Source organism: Nonomuraea terrae, assembly GCF_004348995.1.
In the GTDB taxonomy this organism is placed as follows: Bacteria; Actinomycetota; Actinomycetes; order Streptosporangiales; family Streptosporangiaceae; genus Nonomuraea; species Nonomuraea terrae.
Genome location: NZ_SMKQ01000018.1, coordinates 1 through 16,317 on the forward strand (window position 1 = coordinate 1; position 16,317 = coordinate 16,317).

General features: G+C 71.2%; 19 protein-coding genes and 2 pseudogenes. 9 read left to right on the forward strand and 12 right to left on the reverse strand.

Features of this window, described 5'->3' with window-relative positions; translation table 11 throughout:
* Positions 1–157: 157 nt before the first annotated feature.
* Positions 158–751 (forward strand): TetR/AcrR family transcriptional regulator, encoded by a 594-nt coding sequence (locus E1286_RS09315; RefSeq protein WP_132610742.1) that lies wholly within the window; start codon positions 158–160, stop codon positions 749–751.
* Between the two features lie 7 nt (positions 752–758).
* On the opposite strand, the gene E1286_RS09320 is transcribed toward E1286_RS09315, so the two are convergent.
* Positions 759–1,286: a hypothetical protein gene (locus E1286_RS09320; protein WP_132610744.1), complete on the reverse strand. Its 528-nt coding sequence runs from the start codon at positions 1,284–1,286 to the stop codon at positions 759–761.
* 504 nt (positions 1,287–1,790) lie between these two features.
* Here E1286_RS09320 and E1286_RS51190 point away from each other — a divergent pair.
* Complete coding sequence (locus tag E1286_RS51190; RefSeq protein WP_281282644.1) at positions 1,791–1,919, forward strand: hypothetical protein; 129 nt, start codon at positions 1,791–1,793, stop codon at positions 1,917–1,919.
* On the opposite strand, the gene E1286_RS09325 is transcribed toward E1286_RS51190, so the two are convergent.
* The 4 genes from E1286_RS09325 to E1286_RS09340 form a co-directional block, all read right to left on the reverse strand.
* The gene (locus E1286_RS09325) at positions 1,916–2,608 is read right to left on the reverse strand and encodes a polysaccharide deacetylase family protein (RefSeq protein ID WP_246074626.1); all 693 of its coding nucleotides are present in this window, start codon (positions 2,606–2,608) and stop codon (positions 1,916–1,918) included. The genes E1286_RS51190 and E1286_RS09325 overlap by 4 nt on opposite strands.
* 84 nt (positions 2,609–2,692) lie before the next feature.
* Positions 2,693–3,523, reverse strand: coding sequence for an ABC transporter permease (locus E1286_RS09330; protein WP_132610748.1), 831 nt, complete (start codon positions 3,521–3,523; stop codon positions 2,693–2,695).
* The gene (locus E1286_RS09335; RefSeq protein WP_132610750.1) at positions 3,520–4,449 is read right to left on the reverse strand and encodes an ABC transporter permease; all 930 of its coding nucleotides are present in this window, start codon (positions 4,447–4,449) and stop codon (positions 3,520–3,522) included. Before E1286_RS09335 ends, E1286_RS09330 begins: the two co-directional genes overlap by 4 nt.
* Positions 4,446–5,990, reverse strand: coding sequence for an ABC transporter substrate-binding protein (locus E1286_RS09340; RefSeq protein ID WP_132610752.1), 1,545 nt, complete (start codon positions 5,988–5,990; stop codon positions 4,446–4,448). The genes E1286_RS09335 and E1286_RS09340 overlap by 4 nt, the downstream gene beginning before the upstream one ends.
* Positions 5,991–6,344: 354 nt before the next feature.
* Here E1286_RS09340 and E1286_RS09345 point away from each other — a divergent pair, with 354 nt between their 5' ends.
* Both E1286_RS09345 and E1286_RS09350 read left to right on the forward strand, forming a co-directional pair.
* Complete coding sequence (locus E1286_RS09345) at positions 6,345–6,872, forward strand: GNAT family N-acetyltransferase (RefSeq protein WP_246074627.1); 528 nt, start codon at positions 6,345–6,347, stop codon at positions 6,870–6,872.
* 147 nt (positions 6,873–7,019) lie between these two features.
* Entirely contained in the window at positions 7,020–7,931 is a 912-nt protein-coding gene (locus tag E1286_RS09350) for an acetoacetate decarboxylase family protein (RefSeq protein ID WP_223189745.1), read from the forward strand.
* A 3-nt stretch (positions 7,932–7,934) separates the two neighbouring features.
* On the opposite strand, the gene E1286_RS09355 is transcribed toward E1286_RS09350, so the two are convergent.
* Positions 7,935–8,126: a hypothetical protein gene (locus tag E1286_RS09355; RefSeq protein ID WP_132610754.1), complete on the reverse strand. Its 192-nt coding sequence runs from the start codon at positions 8,124–8,126 to the stop codon at positions 7,935–7,937.
* Between the two features lie 207 nt (positions 8,127–8,333).
* Between E1286_RS09355 and E1286_RS48805 the strand changes: the two genes are divergently transcribed.
* Positions 8,334–8,486, forward strand: a complete 153-nt coding sequence (locus E1286_RS48805; protein WP_187368143.1) for a hypothetical protein — start codon at positions 8,334–8,336, stop codon at positions 8,484–8,486.
* Positions 8,487–8,765: 279 nt separating this feature from the next.
* Positions 8,766–9,191, forward strand: a pseudogene (locus tag E1286_RS09365) (Tn3 family transposase); the annotation flags it as partial.
* A gap of 74 nt (positions 9,192–9,265) precedes the next feature.
* Here E1286_RS09365 and E1286_RS09370 read toward each other — a convergent pair.
* Both E1286_RS09370 and E1286_RS09375 read right to left on the reverse strand, forming a co-directional pair.
* Complete coding sequence (locus E1286_RS09370) at positions 9,266–9,634, reverse strand: VOC family protein (RefSeq protein ID WP_132610756.1); 369 nt, start codon at positions 9,632–9,634, stop codon at positions 9,266–9,268.
* A gap of 35 nt (positions 9,635–9,669) precedes the next feature.
* Positions 9,670–10,443: an SDR family oxidoreductase gene (locus E1286_RS09375; RefSeq protein WP_132610758.1), complete on the reverse strand. Its 774-nt coding sequence runs from the start codon at positions 10,441–10,443 to the stop codon at positions 9,670–9,672.
* Positions 10,444–10,524: 81 nt separating this feature from the next.
* On the opposite strand from E1286_RS09375, the gene E1286_RS09380 reads away from it, so the two are divergent.
* Complete coding sequence (locus tag E1286_RS09380; RefSeq protein WP_132610760.1) at positions 10,525–11,097, forward strand: TetR/AcrR family transcriptional regulator; 573 nt, start codon at positions 10,525–10,527, stop codon at positions 11,095–11,097.
* Between the two features lie 20 nt (positions 11,098–11,117).
* Positions 11,118–11,669, forward strand: a pseudogene (locus tag E1286_RS09385) (recombinase family protein); the annotation flags it as partial.
* A gap of 198 nt (positions 11,670–11,867) precedes the next feature.
* Here the strand turns inward: E1286_RS09385 and E1286_RS09395 are convergent.
* The 4 genes from E1286_RS09395 to E1286_RS49115 all read right to left on the reverse strand — a co-directional run bounded on the left by E1286_RS09395 (position 11,868) and on the right by E1286_RS49115 (position 15,175).
* A complete protein-coding gene (locus E1286_RS09395; RefSeq protein WP_132610762.1) occupies positions 11,868–12,287 on the reverse strand; it encodes a helix-turn-helix domain-containing protein in 420 nt (139 codons plus the stop codon).
* A gap of 253 nt (positions 12,288–12,540) precedes the next feature.
* Positions 12,541–13,707, reverse strand: coding sequence for an acetamidase/formamidase family protein (locus E1286_RS09400; RefSeq protein WP_132610764.1), 1,167 nt, complete (start codon positions 13,705–13,707; stop codon positions 12,541–12,543).
* Entirely contained in the window at positions 13,704–14,855 is a 1,152-nt protein-coding gene (locus tag E1286_RS09405; protein WP_223189749.1) for a serine hydroxymethyltransferase, read from the reverse strand. The genes E1286_RS09400 and E1286_RS09405 overlap by 4 nt, the downstream gene beginning before the upstream one ends.
* Positions 14,852–15,175 (reverse strand): hypothetical protein, encoded by a 324-nt coding sequence (locus E1286_RS49115; protein ID WP_223189751.1) that lies wholly within the window; start codon positions 15,173–15,175, stop codon positions 14,852–14,854. Before E1286_RS49115 ends, E1286_RS09405 begins: the two co-directional genes overlap by 4 nt.
* Here E1286_RS49115 and E1286_RS09410 point away from each other — a divergent pair.
* Entirely contained in the window at positions 15,174–16,310 is a 1,137-nt protein-coding gene (locus tag E1286_RS09410) for a PucR family transcriptional regulator (RefSeq protein WP_132610766.1), read from the forward strand. The two genes, E1286_RS49115 and E1286_RS09410, sit on opposite strands and share 2 nt — an antisense overlap.
* The last annotated feature ends 7 nt before the right edge of the window (positions 16,311–16,317 follow it).

Here is a 16,317-nt window from a genome sequence, read left to right on the forward strand (position 1 = left end):
GGGTAGGAGGGGCGGGCCCGGTCGTAGCGCTCGGCGTCCACGCCGAACGACTCGGCCATCTGCCGCTGCTGATGGGGGTCGGTCCCCGAAGGTATAGTGGGCATGCGCCCACTTTAAGTGGGCGTGCGCCCACTCGTCAACGAAGGAGCGATGCACGGTGCCGACAGGGGTGGCCCTCCGTGACGTACGCGAGCAGTTGTTCGCCGCAGCCGAGCGCGTCCTGCTCCGCGACGGGCCGAGCGCGCTGACCAGCCGCGCGGTCACCACCGAGGCGGGGGTCGCGAAGGGCGTGCTGCACAAGCACTTCGCCGATTTCGACTCGTTCCTGGCCGAGCTCGTACGCGACCGGGCCGCCCGGATCGCCCACCTGGAGGCCGCGCTGCGCGACTCGGCCGGCACCGGCTCCGTCGCCGGCCACCTCGCCGACGCCCTGACCGATCTGTTCGGGCCGGTCGAGCTGTCCATCGTCGGCCTGCTCACCTTCCGCGACGGCCTGCGCGCCCGGCTGCGCCAGACCTGGCCGACGGGGATCCCCGTGCTCACGGAGGCCGCCGCCGCGTTCGCCTCCTACCTCGCCGCCGAGCGCGATCGGGGCCGCCTCGCGCCCGGCGCCGACGTCGACACGCTGGCCCTCACCCTGGTCGGGACGGGGCACCTGCTGTTCTCCGGCCGGGACGGCACGCCGCCGGAGGCCGCGGCCGTCCGCGGATACGTGAGCTCCGTCCTGGGCGGCGTCGTACGGGACGCGTGAGGCCGGCTCAGGACCACTTCGCGCAGTGCTCGCCCAGCCAGTCGCCGGGGACCTCCAGCCGGTGCTCCTTCAGCGTCCTGCGCAGGCGGTCGGCCTGGAAGTCGATGACGTCGGGCATGCCCGCCTGGACCAGCGCCGGCTCGCAGGCCCGGTCCTCGCGGCATGCGTACAGGCCGGCGAGCAGCCCCAAGCCGATCTCCAGAGCCGCCTGGGACGCTCCCGCCCGCACCCGGCGGGCCAGATCCTCCCGGTAGGGGCGCATCACCTCGTCGAGCAGTTCCCAGGCCGCGACGCGCAGGTCGACGTACCCGCCGCCCCACTGCGGCCCCGCGCGTTCGGCGAGGTCGCTCAGGCGCAGGCCGCGCAGGGCGGCGGAGACGTCCTGCGCCACCGCCGTCCAGTCGCCGCTGCCGAGCATCCGCCGGCCGATCTCCTCCGCCTCGGGGACCAGATCGGGATGCGCTTCCAAGAGGGCGAGCAACACCTGTCCACGCTCGGCCGCCGACAAGACGGCCAGCACCGTGCCGTTCTCCATGGGGTCCCAACGTTCCTGTCTGCAGAGACGTGAAAAGCGGCGACCTGCCAGGGGCGGATGCGCACGGCGACGCTGGAGCCGCATGCCTGCCTGCTCCGCCTGGCGCTCCAGAGGTGGAGCACGCGCCCACGTTTCCCTACCGGCCCCGTGCCCGGTAGGGACCAAAGTCCCTTTTTTCTGGCAGTTCGGGCATTCTCCGCACGGGGAGCGGCGCGGGCACGATCGGGTGATGCCGCACGGACGCGCGCGCCGCAAACGCCGACCGTACGACGGTGAGCGAAGTCGAGTGCCCGCACGTCTTCGCCAAGGTCGGGGTGGACCCCCGTGCCGCCGTCGCGCCGGAACGCCGGCTCATCTGACCGCCCGGCGATTGACGATCCCGCGCCCACTGCGGTCAATGTCGCTGTAGGTAACGATATGACTTCCATTGGTGACATGTGCCGGCCCGCGGCCGGCGGAGGTGGGTGAGATGGGGCGTCGTTGGAACGCCTTCCAGGAGGTCCCGTGCGCTTCCGCACCGCCGTCGTCGTCACCGGAGTCCTCACCGCCATCCTCGTGCTGGGCGCACTCTGCGCCCCCGAAGCGCCGAGAAGCGCACGGCCCTTCGCGGGGGAGGAGTCCCTCACTCCCTAGCGGTCGCGCAGGGCGAGCAGCTCCGAGACGGTCACGAACCGGTAGCCCTGCTCGCGCAGGCCGGCCACCAGGCCCGGCAGGGCGGCCCGGGTGTTCGCGCCCCCGCCGAACCAGGGGTGGAGCAGGATGATCGAGCCCGGCCGGGTCTGCTCGCGCACGGCCGCGACGATCTCCGCGGCGGTGGGGGTCGTGCCGGAGTCGGCCTCCACGTCCCACATGACCGTGTGCCGCTGGGTGCGGGCCAGATACAGCGGCAGCGCCAGCAGCTTCTTGCCGGTCGGCGGCCGGAACGTGATGTCGCCGCGCTGACCCGCCGAGCGGATGGCCGCGTCCGTCCGCTCGACCTCCTCGGCCACCGTGGACGAGGTGACGAACACCATCCGCCGGTGCGAGTACGTGTGGTTGCCGAGCTCGTGACCCGCGGCGACCAGGGCCTTCGCGTCCTGCGGCCGGGCCGCGACCTGTGCGCCGTTGACGTAGAACGTGGCGCGCACCCGCTGCTCGGCGAGCGTGGCGATGATCTCGCCGGTCTGCTCGCCGGGGCCGTCGTCGAACGTCAGGGCGACGACCTTCTCCGCGGTCGGCACGCGGTGGGTCAGCTCTCCGGCCAGCTGGAAGGACCGCGCGTTCATGAGCCGATACAGGCCCGTCGCGCCCAGGACGAGGGCGAGCACGGCCGCGATCAGCACGCGCCGCCTCCTCCGTTTCGTCGTCGCCGTGTTCATGGCTGGTCATCACATCACGGGCGCGCCCGTCTCACGCCCGAATCCCGGTCAAGCCTCCTGGCCGGGCCGGCCATGGCGGGCGTCCACGACGAGCGCGAGGGCCAGACCGGTGAGGGCCAGCGCGAGGGCGGGCACGAGCGCGAGGCGGGGTGCGGTCACCAGCAGCGGCGTGGCCTCGCTCACCATGCCGCCCCAGTCGGTCTCCGGGGGAGGGAGCCCGACGCCGAGGAAGCTCAGTGAGGTCACGGCGATGAGCGCCCTGGCGAAGTCGGCGGTGGCGACGGTCAGGACGGTCCCCGCGATGTGCGGGCCGATGACGCGCCGCAGCAGGTAGCCCGCCGACGCGCCGATGGCCCGCGACGCCAGCACGTGGTCGGCCGAGGCCGCCCCCCGGGTCGCCGTGGCGGCGACGAGAGCGCAGCTCACCCAGCCGAGCGGCACGAGCGCGGCCAGCACGGTGCCGTACCCCGGGGTGAGCGCGCCCGCCAGCGCGAGCGCCAGGGTGAGGCCGGGCAGGGCGAGCGCCACGGTGGCGGCGAAGCGCAGCAGCCGCTCGGCCGTCCCCCCGGCCAGGCCCGCCGCCGTCCCGAGCGCCGCGCCGAGGGCCGTGGTGATCGTCGTGACGGCCAGGGCGACCAGCAGCGATGTACGTCCGGCCGCGGCGGTCCTGGTGAGCAGGTCACGGCCGAGCTGGTCGGTGCCCAGCCAGTGGGCCGGCCCCGGCGGCAGCAGCGCCCGCCGCAGGTCGGGCAGGTGCGGATCGTACGCCGACACCACCGGCGTGACCAGGCAGAACAGCACGACCGCCGCGAGCATCGCGACCCCGGCGCGCCCTCTCGCCGGCGAGGCACCCGCCGCGACCCCGGTATGCCGCCTCACCGGCGACGCACCCGCGGATCGCAGGCCGCCAGGCAGAGCTCGGCCAGCGCCAGCAGCAGCACCGCCGCGACCGCGGTGACCAGCACGTACGCCTGCACGACGGGCAGATCCCGCTGCCTGATCGCCGTCACCGCCAGCTGCCCCACGCCCGGCCAGGAGAACAGCGTCTCCACCACCACCGCGCCGGTCAGCAGCTCGGCGAGCATCACCCCGGCCGCGGTGATCGCGTTCGGCGCGGCCACCCGCAGCGCGTGCACGACGATCGTGCGCCGCCGCCGCAACCCCTTGGCCGCGGCCAGCTTGACGAACGGCAGCCGTACGGCGTGCGCGAGGTCCGCGCGCAGCAGCCGCAGCAGCGTCGCGGCGCCCGCCAGGCCCAGCGTGACGGCGGGCAGCACCACCGCGCCGGGACCGTCGCCGCCGCCCGTGGGCAGGGCGCGCAGGCCGACGGCCACCACGCTGATCAGCACGATCCCCACCACGTACGGCGGCACGCCGGAGACCGCGACCGTCACGAGAGCGACGGCGCGGCTGACCGGCGAGCCCGGCCGCAGGACGGCCATGAGCGCGGCGAGCACGGCGAGCCCGCCCGCGACCAGCGCCGCCGCCCCTGCCAGCCGCAGCGTCGCCGGCAGCCGCGCGGCGATCTCGCCCGCCACCGGCGACCGGTCGGCGTAGGAACGCCCGAGGTCACCGCGGAGCACGTCGCCCAGCCAGCTCAGGTACCGGTCGAACAACGGCCGGTCGAGCCCCAGCTCGGCACGCAGCGCCGCCACGCTCTCCGGCGTCGGCTGGACGCCGCCGCGGCGCAGGATCTCCTCGGCCGGGTCGCCCGGCGCCAGCGCGGTGAGCAGGAAGACCAGCAGCGACAGCACCAGCAGCGCGAACAGCAGCTCGGCGCCGCGCCGCACCACCACGGCCGTCACGTCGAGGGCGCCAGCGCACCCAGGTCGACCACGTACGCCACGCTCTGCCGCACCCCGCCGACCGCGGCGGTCGTCACGATGGGATTGTCCTGGTACGCCAGCGGGATCATCGGGCGGTCGGCGGCGAGCAGCCCCTGGATCCGGTGGTAGAGGTCACGCCGGGCGGCGGTGTCCGTCTCCGTCGCGGCCCGGTCGACCAGCCGGTCGAACTCGGCGCTGCGGTAGCCCAGCCGGCGTTCGACGTTCCATGGCGCGTCGGAGTGCAGGAACCGGCGGAACAGGTAGTCGGCGTCGCCGTTCGGCACGCTGTACGCGCTGAGGAAGACGTCGTAGTCGCCCGACTCCATCACGGCCTTGGTGGCCTCGGCCACGGTCATCTTCGCCGGGATGCCCGCCTGCTCCAGCGCCGCGCGCAACACCTCGGCGATGTCGGCGTACGGGAACTGCCCGGTCTCGGCGGAGGAGATCAGGATCGTGACCGGCGCGGACGGCGCCCCCGCCTCGGCCACCAGCGCGCGTGCCCCGCCGGGATCGTACGCGGCGGTGACGCCGGGAGCGGCGAGGTCGCCGAAGACCGGCGACAGGAAGGCCGCGCCCGGGGCGGCCGTGCCGGCGAGCAGCGTGTCGGCGATCGCCTGGCGGTCGATCGCCAGGTCGGCCGCCTCGCGCAGGCGAGGGTCGGAGAACGGCCGCCGCGAGGCGTTGAAGGTCAGGTAGTGCGTCAGCACCGACGGGCTGCGCAGCACCCGGAAGGCGTCGTCGGCGGCGATCGCCGGCGCCTGCGCGGGCAGCAGCGCCCCCTTGTCGATCAGCCCGTCCACCTCGCCGGCGCGTAACGCGGCCACCCGGGCGTTGGCGTCCGGGATCACCCTGACCACGACCTTCTCGTACGCGGGCGCCGCGCCGTGGTAGTGCGGGTTGGCCGTCAGCACGGCCCGCTGCCCCTTCACCCACTCGGCCAGCGTGTACGGCCCCGTGCCCACCGGCCGGCCGGCGAAGCCGCCCGAGGCGGTGAACGCCTTCGGCGACTGCACCATGCTGAAGAACCCCGCCAGCCTGGCCGGCAGGTCGGCCACCGGCTCCTCCAGCGTGAACACCACCGCGCCCGCCTCGGCGCGGACGTCCTCGACCTTGCCGTAGGCCGCCTCCACGCCGGCGTCGAGGCTGAAGAAGGCCGACTGGCGGGGCGCGATCCGCAGGAACCGCTCGACGTTGGCGACCACCGATTCGGCCGTCAGCGGGGTGCCGTCGCTGAAGCGCACGCCCTCGCGCAGCGTGAACGTCCACCGCCGCCCCTCATCGGCGGCGCTCCACGACGCGGCCAGCGCCGGGACCGGCCGCAGCCGGTCGTCCACCGTGACCAGCGGCTCCCACACCCGTAAGGTCTGGTGGACGTAGTACGGATCCTCCGGGCCCGCGACGAGGTCACGCGGCGCCGCCAGGGTCAGCTGCGCCGTTTCCGGCCCCGCCTCCTGCCCGCCGCACCCCGGTAGCAGCGCCGTCAGGACGGCCATCAACGTGATCAAAAGTCGTCTTCGCATGGTGCTCTCCGCTCGCATACGGCACAGGTGACCGTGTGAATCCGGATTCGGGAAGATCCTTCGCGGACTGGATCATGGGCCGCCCCCGTGAGGCCCATGTTCCCGCCGCGTGACTGGCGGACGACGCCGACCGCCGCCTCCGGTTGCCGGATTGAAAACGGTTATCGACATCATGGCACGGCATCGCGCATGGAAAGGGGCGGTATCGGCCAGAAACGACGTGCGGCGCGGGAGGAACGATGGGCGAGCCGGCGGTCCAGCGGGGGATGATCGCCGTCCGAAGGCCCGCGATACGGTGACCGAGTGACCCGAAATATCACCATAATCCCGGCGTCCGCTGATGACGGGGACGTCGTGGGTGAGATACACGCGGAGTCCTGGAAATCCGCGTACGCAGGATTTTTCGCCCCGGAGTTCTTCGCCGAGGCCGTGCGGGAACGTCGCGGCAAATGGCACGCCGTCCTGGCCGAGGGTCCCGAGCGAAGGGGCCCCGAGGGAAAGGGGCCTGAGGGAAAGGGCCTTGAGGGAAAGGGCCCCGAGGGAAACGGCACGGTCATGCTGGCCGCGGTCGACGGGCGGCCGCTGGCCTTCTCCTTCTTCGGCCGTTCGCCGGCGCGGCCGGGCTCGGCGGAGCTCTTCGGTTTCTACGGTCACCCGGACGGGTGGGGGAGCGGCGTGGCGGGCGCCCTGATGACAGCGTCTTTGAGCGCGATGCGCGAGGCGGGCTTCGACGGTGTCCACCTGTGGACGCTGAGGGACACGCCTCAGTCACGCCGTTTCTACGCCAAGAACGGCTTCACGGAGTCGGGCGCGGTACGCGCGCACGACTTCGGCGACGGCCACCCGATCGAACAGGTCGAGTACCGGCTGATCTTCGGCTGAACCGGTAAAAGGACATGGAAGCGGGCATGCGCCTGCTGCTCCAATGACCTCCGCGCGCAGGCAGCCGATTGCGCAGACGCGCGTCGAGCTCCGGCCTGCGCGCCTGCGGGGGACCGCAGTCATTGACGAGTCAGTGAAGGAACGTTCGTGGAGCAGAACGAGATAGGCCGGCGGAGCCTGATCGCCGGCGGGCTCGCCGGCATCGCCGCGACCGCGGTGGCTTCGCCCGCGGTCGCGGAGACGGGCGACGGGGCGGCGCAGGTGACGGAGGAACGCCTGCGGGGTTACACCCTTCCGCTCAGCCCTCGAGGTGTGGCGAACCTGGCCGCCGCGCCCCCGTGGAACTACGCGGGCGACGTCGTCGGGGTGGAGTTCTGGACCTCAGCCGAGGCGGCCGAGGCGTCCCTGCCGACCGGGTTGTCGCCGGATCCGTCGTCGTCGGGACACGGGTACGCGTTGTTCATCGACTGGCAGTTCTCCGGTGAGCACGAGGAGTACCTCGACCCGGTGCGCAGCCTGTACAGCGAGTTCCTGATCCTGATGGACGCCCGCTGGCAGGACACTCCCGTCGCCTGGTGCCCCTACATCTACGTCGACAACGACTCGTCGCTGGCGCGGGGCTGGGTGCAGGGCTTCCCCAAGAAGATGGGCGCCGTCCACCAGACCCGCGCGTTCCAGGTTCCCGGCAAGGCGACGCCGGCCGTGGGACCGGGCGGGAAGTTCGGCGCCAGCCTCTCCGCCGCCGGGCGCCGCCTGGCGGAGGCGCGGGTCATCCTGCAGCAGACCTCGAACACGCTGCCCGCGCTCGGCCGCCCGATCGTCAACCTGCGGCACTTCCCGCGCCTGACGGCGGGCCAGCACGACAACCCGGCCGTGCACGAGCTCACCATGTCCATCCTGGACGACCCTCGTACGGCGGGCACGTGGACCGGCTCCGGCCAGCTGAGCTTCCTGGCGGCGCCCGGTGAGGAGCTGGCCGACCTCAAGATCGTCCGCACCGGCATCGGTTTCCGCGGCTCCCTGTCGTACACCGTCACCGACCTGCGCATCCTCACCTGATCCTCAGATCCACGTGTAGGTGTCGTCGGTGACGGCGGGCAGAGCCGCGTCGCCGACGGGCGCGTACGGCGAGGGCAGCGCGGCCGGCGCTGGGCCGATCGGCGGGAAGATCGGCAGCACGGCCGTCGCCCGGTAGCCGATCCACTCGACGACCCCGGCCTCCCGCCCGCCCCCGGGCAACACGTCGTACTCCACCGCGGCCGGCGCCTTCTTCCTGGTGGGTTTCGGGTGGTTCTCTCTGGCCCACGCCGACAGCGGTTACGCTGCCGGCGTGCTCGGGCCGATGCTGCTCGTCGCGGTCGGCATCGGCCTGACTTTCCCCACCCTGATGGCCGCGGCGACCGCCGACTTCCCGAGGGCGACGCGGGAACCGTCGGCGGCCTGGCCGACACCGCCGGTCAAGTGGGCGGGTCGATCGGCCTGGCGGTGCTCGCGACGGTCGCCGGGTCCTCGCCGACCACCGCCGCCACCGGCTACGACCGGGTCTTCGTCATCGCGGCCGGGCTCGGGGCGACGATCGCGGCGCTCAGCATACTGCTGCCGCGACGCCGCTGATGTCAGAGCCTGCTGACAAAGGGTTTGGTGTCGGGGTTCGAGTCAGGAGACCGCCGGGACCCGGTTGGCAGCCATCCGGTCCGGATGCGCGGGTTAAGAATGTCGACGGCGGCGTTCCTCGAACGTACAGTCGGATGATGTCGATCCAGCTAGCACTAGCATGGCGGCCATGGCGATCACCGAGGAGACGATCACAAGACTGCGGGTCGCGACTGCCGCCGGGGACCCGGATGCCGCTCGCGAGTTGGGCCGTCTGCTGTGCATGCTCAGGACCGACTCCGGATCGACAAGACCATGCACCTGCTCGCCCTGGTCGATCCTGTCGACGACACCTACCGGCGGGTGATGAACCGGCAGCTGACCGTGCAGGAGTCCCGCCACCGCCTGGCCCGCGCGATCTGCCACGGCGGCGGGGGCCAGATCCGCCAGGCGTATCGCGAGGGGCAGGAGGACCAGCTTGCCACCCTCGGCTTGGTTCTGAAGGCCGTGGTGCTGTGGAACACCCGCTACCTGGACGCCGCTGTCGCCCAACTCCGCGCCGGGGACCACAACATCACGGATGAGGATGTCGCCCGTCTCTCTCCGCTCAAGGACCGGCACATCAACTTCCTGGGCCGCTACCTGTTCAACATCAGGGCCAGCGGCCCCGGACAGGACCTGCGCCCCTTCCGCGACCCGGCGGCCGTCGAGGACGACGAGGACTGACAGCCGGCGCACCAGATCCGTCGTGCCGTTCATCGAAACAGCGCTGGCGCGGTTGGTCGTGCTCGGTTTCGGAGTCAGGCCGAGCGGAGACAGAAGGGATGTCCGGCCGGGCTGGCGTACACCCGGAAGCCCTGCTGGGCGGAGGCGACGACGTCGTCCGTCGGCCGCAGCCGTCGACCACCGGCGTCGAGCACCCGCTTGTCCGCGGGGCCCACGTCGTCCGTAGCGAGGTCGAAGTGCATCTGCTGGGAGGCGCCGTTGGGCCACTGCGGCGGCACATGCCCTGGAGCGTGCTGGATCACGATCACGGGGAAGCCGTCGATCTGCAGAAAGTGGTGCGTTGCCGTCCTCGTGATCGAGCCGCCGAGCAGCCGGTGCCAGAACGAGCTCTCGCTCTCCAGGTCCGCGGCGTTCACGATCAGTGATGTCAGGCTGAAGGTCATGGTGTTTCTCCTCGAATCGCGTATGGGGGTGCGGCTCAAACCACGGGGATGATGCCGCCGTCGACCCGGAACTGAGTACCGGTGAGCCATTTGGCGCGGCCGGAAGCGAGGAACGCGATCATCTCTGCGACGTCCTCGGGTTCGCCGGGGCGCCCCATCGGCACCTTCAGGTGGTCCACGATCTGCTGCTTGACATCGTCGATGCCCACGCCCTGGCTGTCGGCCATCTGCTGAAGATGGTCGACCGCTCCCTCGGTGACGACGAAGCCCGGCAGAACGCACACCACGCGTACGCCGTGCTCGCCCACCGCCGTCGCCAACTCGCGGCTGTAGGCGTTGAGCGCCGCCTTCGATGCCGCGTACGACGCCTCGGCAGGCTGGGGGAGGTGGCTGGCGATGGAGGAGACGTGCACCACGACGCCGGAGCCACGCTCGACCATCCCGGGAACCAGGGCCCGGTCGAGCCGGACCGCGCTGAGCAGGTTCATCTCCAGGTCGGCGAGCCAGGACGCGTCCGACCGCTCCAGGGTCGGCATCGGTCCGGTTGCGGCTCCGGCGTTGTTGACCAGGACGTCGATGCCTCCGACGCTGTCCACTACTCGTCGGCCGAGTTCCGCTGCTCCCTCCTCGGACCGCAGGTCGGCGGGAATGAAGGTGGCGGGCAAGTCTTCCGGGGGCGCTGTTCGCGCGGCCGTCAGCACGGTGGCGCCGGCTACGGCGAAGCGACGAGCCGTCGCCTCCCCGAGCCCTCGGCTACCGCCGGTCACCAGCACTCGCAGGCCGGCGAGCCCTTCGTGCTCGATCGTCATGGGCGTACTCCTTCAGTAAGGTGAACCAGACTCCGGAAACTGTACACACAAACGGAATCCGACTCACCTTATGGAGGACCATTGCCGTCATCACGTCCGCTGCGCGCCGATGCCCGCCGCAACCGCGAAGCGCTCCTGGCCGCGGCGCGTGAGGCGTTCCTCGCCGACGACGACGCCCATGTGGAGGAGATCGCCCGCCGAGCCGGTGTGGCCGTCGGCACGCTGTACCGCCACTTCGAAACGCGCGAGGCGCTCGTCGCGGAGGTGTACCGCCAGGAAGTCGCCGAGCTCTGCGCAACCCCCGCCCGGCTGCTCGCGCAACACGCCCCGGACGAAGCCCTGCGCACCTTCCTGCTGCTGCTCGTGGAGCACGCGGCAGTAGGCAGAGGGATGGGCGAGGCGCTGGAAAGCATCATGGCAACCGATTCGCCGGTCTTCGACGACGCGCGCGACGAGATGGCCCGCGCCCTCGACGAACTCCTCGCCGCAGGCGTTGCAGCCGACCTCGTCCGCAGCGGCATCAACGGACGCATCGTCCTGCGCGCGCTCGGCGGCATCTGCGGGATGCGCGCCAAAGGCTGGAAGGACGATGCGCTACGCATCGCCACGATCCTGTATGACGGGTTGCGCTACGGCGCAGCGAACCACGGCTAGCGTGCCACGCCTTCCTCGATCCCGGCGACACCCTCGTCGTCCCCTCGCTCGACCGCTACGGCCGCAGCCTCCAGGACCTCATCAATATGGTGGCCGAGCTACGCGACCGCGGCGTCGGCTTCACCTCGCTGCACGAGAACCTGGATACCACCACCCCCGGTGGCCGGCTCGTCTTCCACGTCTTCGCCGCCCTCGCGGAGTTCATCCGCGAGCTGATCGTCATCGGCACCAACGAGGGACTGGCCGCCGCCCGCGCCCGCGGCCGCGTCGGTGGACGCCCCAGCGTCCCCACCGAAAAAGTTATCCGCGCCGCTCGCGACCTCCTGCCCGACCCCGGCCGCTCGATCACCTCGATCGCCAAACTGCTGGGCATCTCCCCGGGCACCCTCTACAACCACAGCCCGGACCTGCGGGAACTGCGCGCGGGCGCCGTACCCCGCCAGCCTGAAGCCCCCTGGAAGCAGGCGGACCTCAGCCAGATCAATCTCACCGGGATTTCCTGTACGCCAACTACTCACACCAAGATGCGATGGCGTCGAGGGTTGCCAGGGCGCTGTGCTCCAGGCCGATGAGGCCGCCGGCCCGCGCGTAAGGCCCGGGGGGAACTCCTCCAGCACCGACACGGACGTGCAGCTTGTAGAACAGGTGCGGCCGCTCGCCGTCCCGGTAGCAGACGACGCGGGCCATGTTGATGCGGCCGGAACCTCTGCCGCGTACCGTCACTACCGGATGGGCACCGACCGGCGCCCAGGTGCGTCCCTTCGGCGGCCTCAGTCCCTGCCCGGCTTCGTCTTCGAAGCACAGGTAGGCACCCAGGTCCGCCGCGGTGGCTTGGCCGCCGGCCACACCTCGGCCTTCCACAGCGCGATGGCCTGCTCGTCCCGCTCGATCGCGCGCCGGGCCGGCACCTGCACCGACCGGCCGTGGCGATGCAGCAGCTCGCCCACCCCCTCGACGGTGTAACCGGTGTGGAACAGCCGCCCGATCAGGGTTGTGACCCGGCCCAGCGTCCAGCACTGATCCTCGACATAGCCCCAGGCCAGTGGCCCGCGCTTGAGCTCGGCATCCAGCCGCTGCCACTGCCGGGCCGACAGCTCCCCGGCCTCGAACCACTCGGCCGCCTGCAGCCGCACACGCTCGCGCCGCTCCTGCTCAGCGGGCGTGTATCCACCCCTTTGCCCATACCGCATGCTCCGGTCGTACCTCACCCGAAGCGATCCGTCACGAGGCTAGAACTCTACGCATTCAACCTGTGTACCTGCGGCAGCCTTACGACAACGGTTTGGATTCAGACAGGACCGTGGCCTTCCGGGGCGATTCAGGCCTTGCCCTCGAGGTGCTTCGGCCCCGCGGCTGCGGTTATCGACGTCGGGCTCGGCCTGAGCCGGGACGAGTCTGTGCCCGGGGGATGCCGGATCTGCATACCGCTCCGGACGATGGATGTCAGCTCGGCATAATGTCTCGGTCGAAGATGTCGATCGGCAGATAGAGCGTCACGGTCGGATTCGGGATCGTGACGATACAACTGATACGGATCTTGACGGGCGCGACACTCAGGATCACGTACGCCTGCTCGCCGCTGTAGCCCAGCCCCATCAGGTAGTCCACGGCCCGGTGGACCGCCTCCTGGGCCGCGAAGCTCGCGTCCTGATACCCCTGCTCCTTGCCGCGGAAGCAGAAGCCGGTGAAGCCGAGATAGCGGGCGGCGCCGAGTTGCGCGACCAGTGGTGCTGGACGGACGATCGGCGTGGTGATCCGGTGGCGGGCCATGCCGTCCTTGATGACATGGAGCCGCAGCCAGCTGCGGCCGTCCATTTCCATCGCGTTGAAGCTGCATTCGCCGTCCGCCGCCGAGAGATGGTGGTCGCCGAGCGACAGCAGCGCGCCGTCCACGAAAACCGGGAAGTAGACCGTGGCTCCCGGGCCGAGGGTGTTGATGTCCATGTTCCCGCCGTTCTCCCGGGGCGGCTGGGTGCGGGCCGCCACTCGCGCGGCCTCGACTCCGAGGCCGCGTAGCAACGCGTTCTGGGGGTCGGGGGCGAAGGCGCGGCCGTCGGCGTACAGAGGGCGCTCGCGCTTGTCCCATAGGCGCATCAGCTCGAACGACGGCGCGACCCCCATGGTTCCGGCATGTGGCTGGGCGGGGATGCGCACGCCGGGCACTTCGGGTGACTCCGCGATGGCGCCGCGGGCGTACCACGTCGATCGGTAGCCCTCAGGAAAGGTTTCGCTGAGCAGTCCCGGCGTGTCGGGCAGGATGTTGGAGAAGGCGATGCCGCTCAGCGGCTCGACGCCGAGCACCTCCGCGACCAGCACGTCTCCGGGACGTGCGCCGTTGACGTAGACCGGTCCGGTCAGCGGATGCATGCGCGACAGATCGACACGGCGCAGCTCGTCGAGGCCGCCGTTGTCGTGGATCTGATAGTCGTCGTAGGCGGCCGCCTCCAGGATCACCTCGCCGCCCGGATCCACCGTCACAGCCGGTGGGATCTCGGGATGCCAGCGGTTGTGCCCGATCTTGGGTTGCTCGGCGAGTGGGACGCCGATGTCGCAGGTGAGGCGAGGCACGTCCAGATAGCGGTCGCTGTAGCGGGAGAACGGCTGCATCATGGGTCCTTACTGGTCGGGGCGGCGGTGAAGCGCACTGTGGTGAAGGGCGCACGCCATGCGGCGACCTCGGTCGCCAGCGTGGCGGGCGCGCCGTGGGGGGCGAGGGCGCGGGCGATGAAGACGGCCAGGGTGGACATGTCGTCCTCGTCCATGCCGATGCGGGTGATCTCCGGGGTGCCGAGCCGCAGGCCGTTCATGTCGCCGGCCACCGGCTCCATGGGCAGACCGATGCCGCTTGCGAGCAGGTTCGAGGCACGCAGCCGGTGAGAGGCGTGCTGCCCGCCGCCGTAGCGGTGCGCGGGTACGGCGAACTGGTACAAGGTCGTCCCGTCCGCGAACACCGGCACCTCCAGCGTCCGCAGTTCGGACGCGAGCCTGGCCGCGTTCGTCGCCATCGCGCGTGCGTAGGCGGGTCCCTGTGCCTTCCAGTCGAGCAGCGTGACAGCGAGCGCGGCGATGCGGCCGGCATCGGAGTTGGCGGTCAGCCCGGGGTAGGCGATGGCGTCGAGGCGCTGCGCCAGTTTCTCGTCGTCGGTGACGATCAGTCCGCCGGGCGGCCCGCCGAGGCTCTTGTACGTACTCATTGTGACCAGGTGCGCGCCCTCGCGCAGCGGGTTCGGCCAGACACCGCCGGCGATCATGCCGCACATGTGGGCGGCATCGCACAATACGCGTGCTCCGACGGAGTCGGCGATCTCCCGCACGGCCGCGATCGGGTGTGGGAAGAGATTAAGGCTGCCACCGATGGTGATCAATGCCGGACGCAGCCGGACGGCCAGCTCGCGCAACCCGGCCAGGTCGACGGTGTAACCGTCCGTGGCAGGGGGCGCGGGGACGGTGCTGAGCCCGTACAGCCCGGCGGCGCCCGCGGCGTGGTGGGTGACGTGGCCGCCGACGCTCGAGGGTGGGGAGAGGATCGTGTCTCCGGGGCGGCAGGTCGCCATGAAGGCATACAGGTTGGCCTGGGCGCCGGAGCCGACGCGGACCTCGGCGAAGTCGGCGTCGAAGACCTGCGCGGCCAGCTCAGTGGCGATGATCTCGATCTGCTCGATGGCCTCCAAGCCCGTCTCGTACTTCTCTGCCGGATGGCCGAGTGAGGGACGGGTGCCCAGTCCGGCCGACAGCAATGTCTCGGCCAGGGGGTTCATGACGTTCGCCGCGGATTGAGATTGACCGCCTCGGTGCGGTGGATGCGGCCGTTCCAAGCGGCCAGGCGGCTGATCTCCTCCAATGTGGCGCCGGGGGCTTGTCCGACCGCAGCGCCGGCTACTTCGCGGGTCAAGCGCTCGCTCGCGGCGGACATCCAGGGACGGGGAAAGCGGGCACGCATCACGGTCTCATCTCCGGGTTCGGGCACGTCTGGTTCGACGGTAAGTAGCGGCCGGCGGCCGACGCATCGGATCGATGCCGAGATCGTCCCCGTATCGGTCTCGACATCTGTCGCACCCTGATGGAGAGAATCAGGCATGGATCTTCAGGACCTGCTGGAAGACCTCGCCCAGCGGCTCGGCCGCGGGCTGTTGATGGACTCGACGGACGGCCGGCTGATCGGCTACAGCAAGCAGGACGCACACGCGGACCCGGCTCGCGTCGCCTCGATCCTGTCGCGCCGGGTCGCGCCAGAGATCCGCGAATGGCAGAACCAGTACGGCATCGCCAGGGCGACCGGGCTCGTCCGCCTGCCCCCGAACGCCGAACTCGGCATAGGAGCTCGCTGGTGCGTTCCGGTCAGGCACGGCGGGCGACGCCTCGGCTATCTGTGGGCCCTCGCAGACGGCCAGGCGCTCGACAGGGTCGCACTCGGCACGCTCACCGATGGCGCCAGCGAACTGGCCCGGGTCCTCGCCGGGCCGAGCGGCGAGCGCGAGGTCCTGCTCCGCCGGTTACTCGATCCGGACCAGACCGCGGAAGCCGCCCGCGACCGGCTGGCCGTGCTCGATCCGTTGCTGCTCCACTCCGAGGTTCTCCTCTGTGCCGCCGTGCCGATCAGCCGCAGCCGCGAACGCGTGCCCGCCCTGTCCGCCCGCGAGTTGGAGCGCCTCGGCGCGGCGCTACCCCGGGCGTTCGTCTGCTTCGTCACCCCCACGCACGTGGCCGCACTGCTCTCGCACGGCCGCAGTGGTGCCACAGCCTTGGACAAGGGACTGCGACAGGCCGCCCGTCGTCCCTTCGCCATCGGGATCGGCGATCCGGTGCCCTTCGAGGTGCCTGCGATACGCGAGGCGTACGGTCAGGCCAGAGCAGCCGCACAGGTGGCCGCACTGGATCCGGCGTTGCGGCGTACCCTGCCCTGGTCGGCCGCCGGGCCGTACCGCATGCTGTTCCCCGTCGCGGCGTCTGGGCCGGACCCGGTGCTCGCCCCGCTGGAAGGCGACAGAGGCCTCCTGAACACCTTGGAGACGTACCTCGATGTCGGCTGTGACGTCCAACGCACAGCGGCGTCGCTGCACCTGCACCGGAGCACCGTGTATTACCGGCTCCATCGGATATCCGCGATTCTCGGCGCGGACCTCCACGACGGGCTGGTGCGTTCCCACCTGCACCTTGCCCTGAAGGCACGCCGTCTGACCGGCTCAGCCGCAAAGGGGACACTCTCTCCCTGAGCACGGG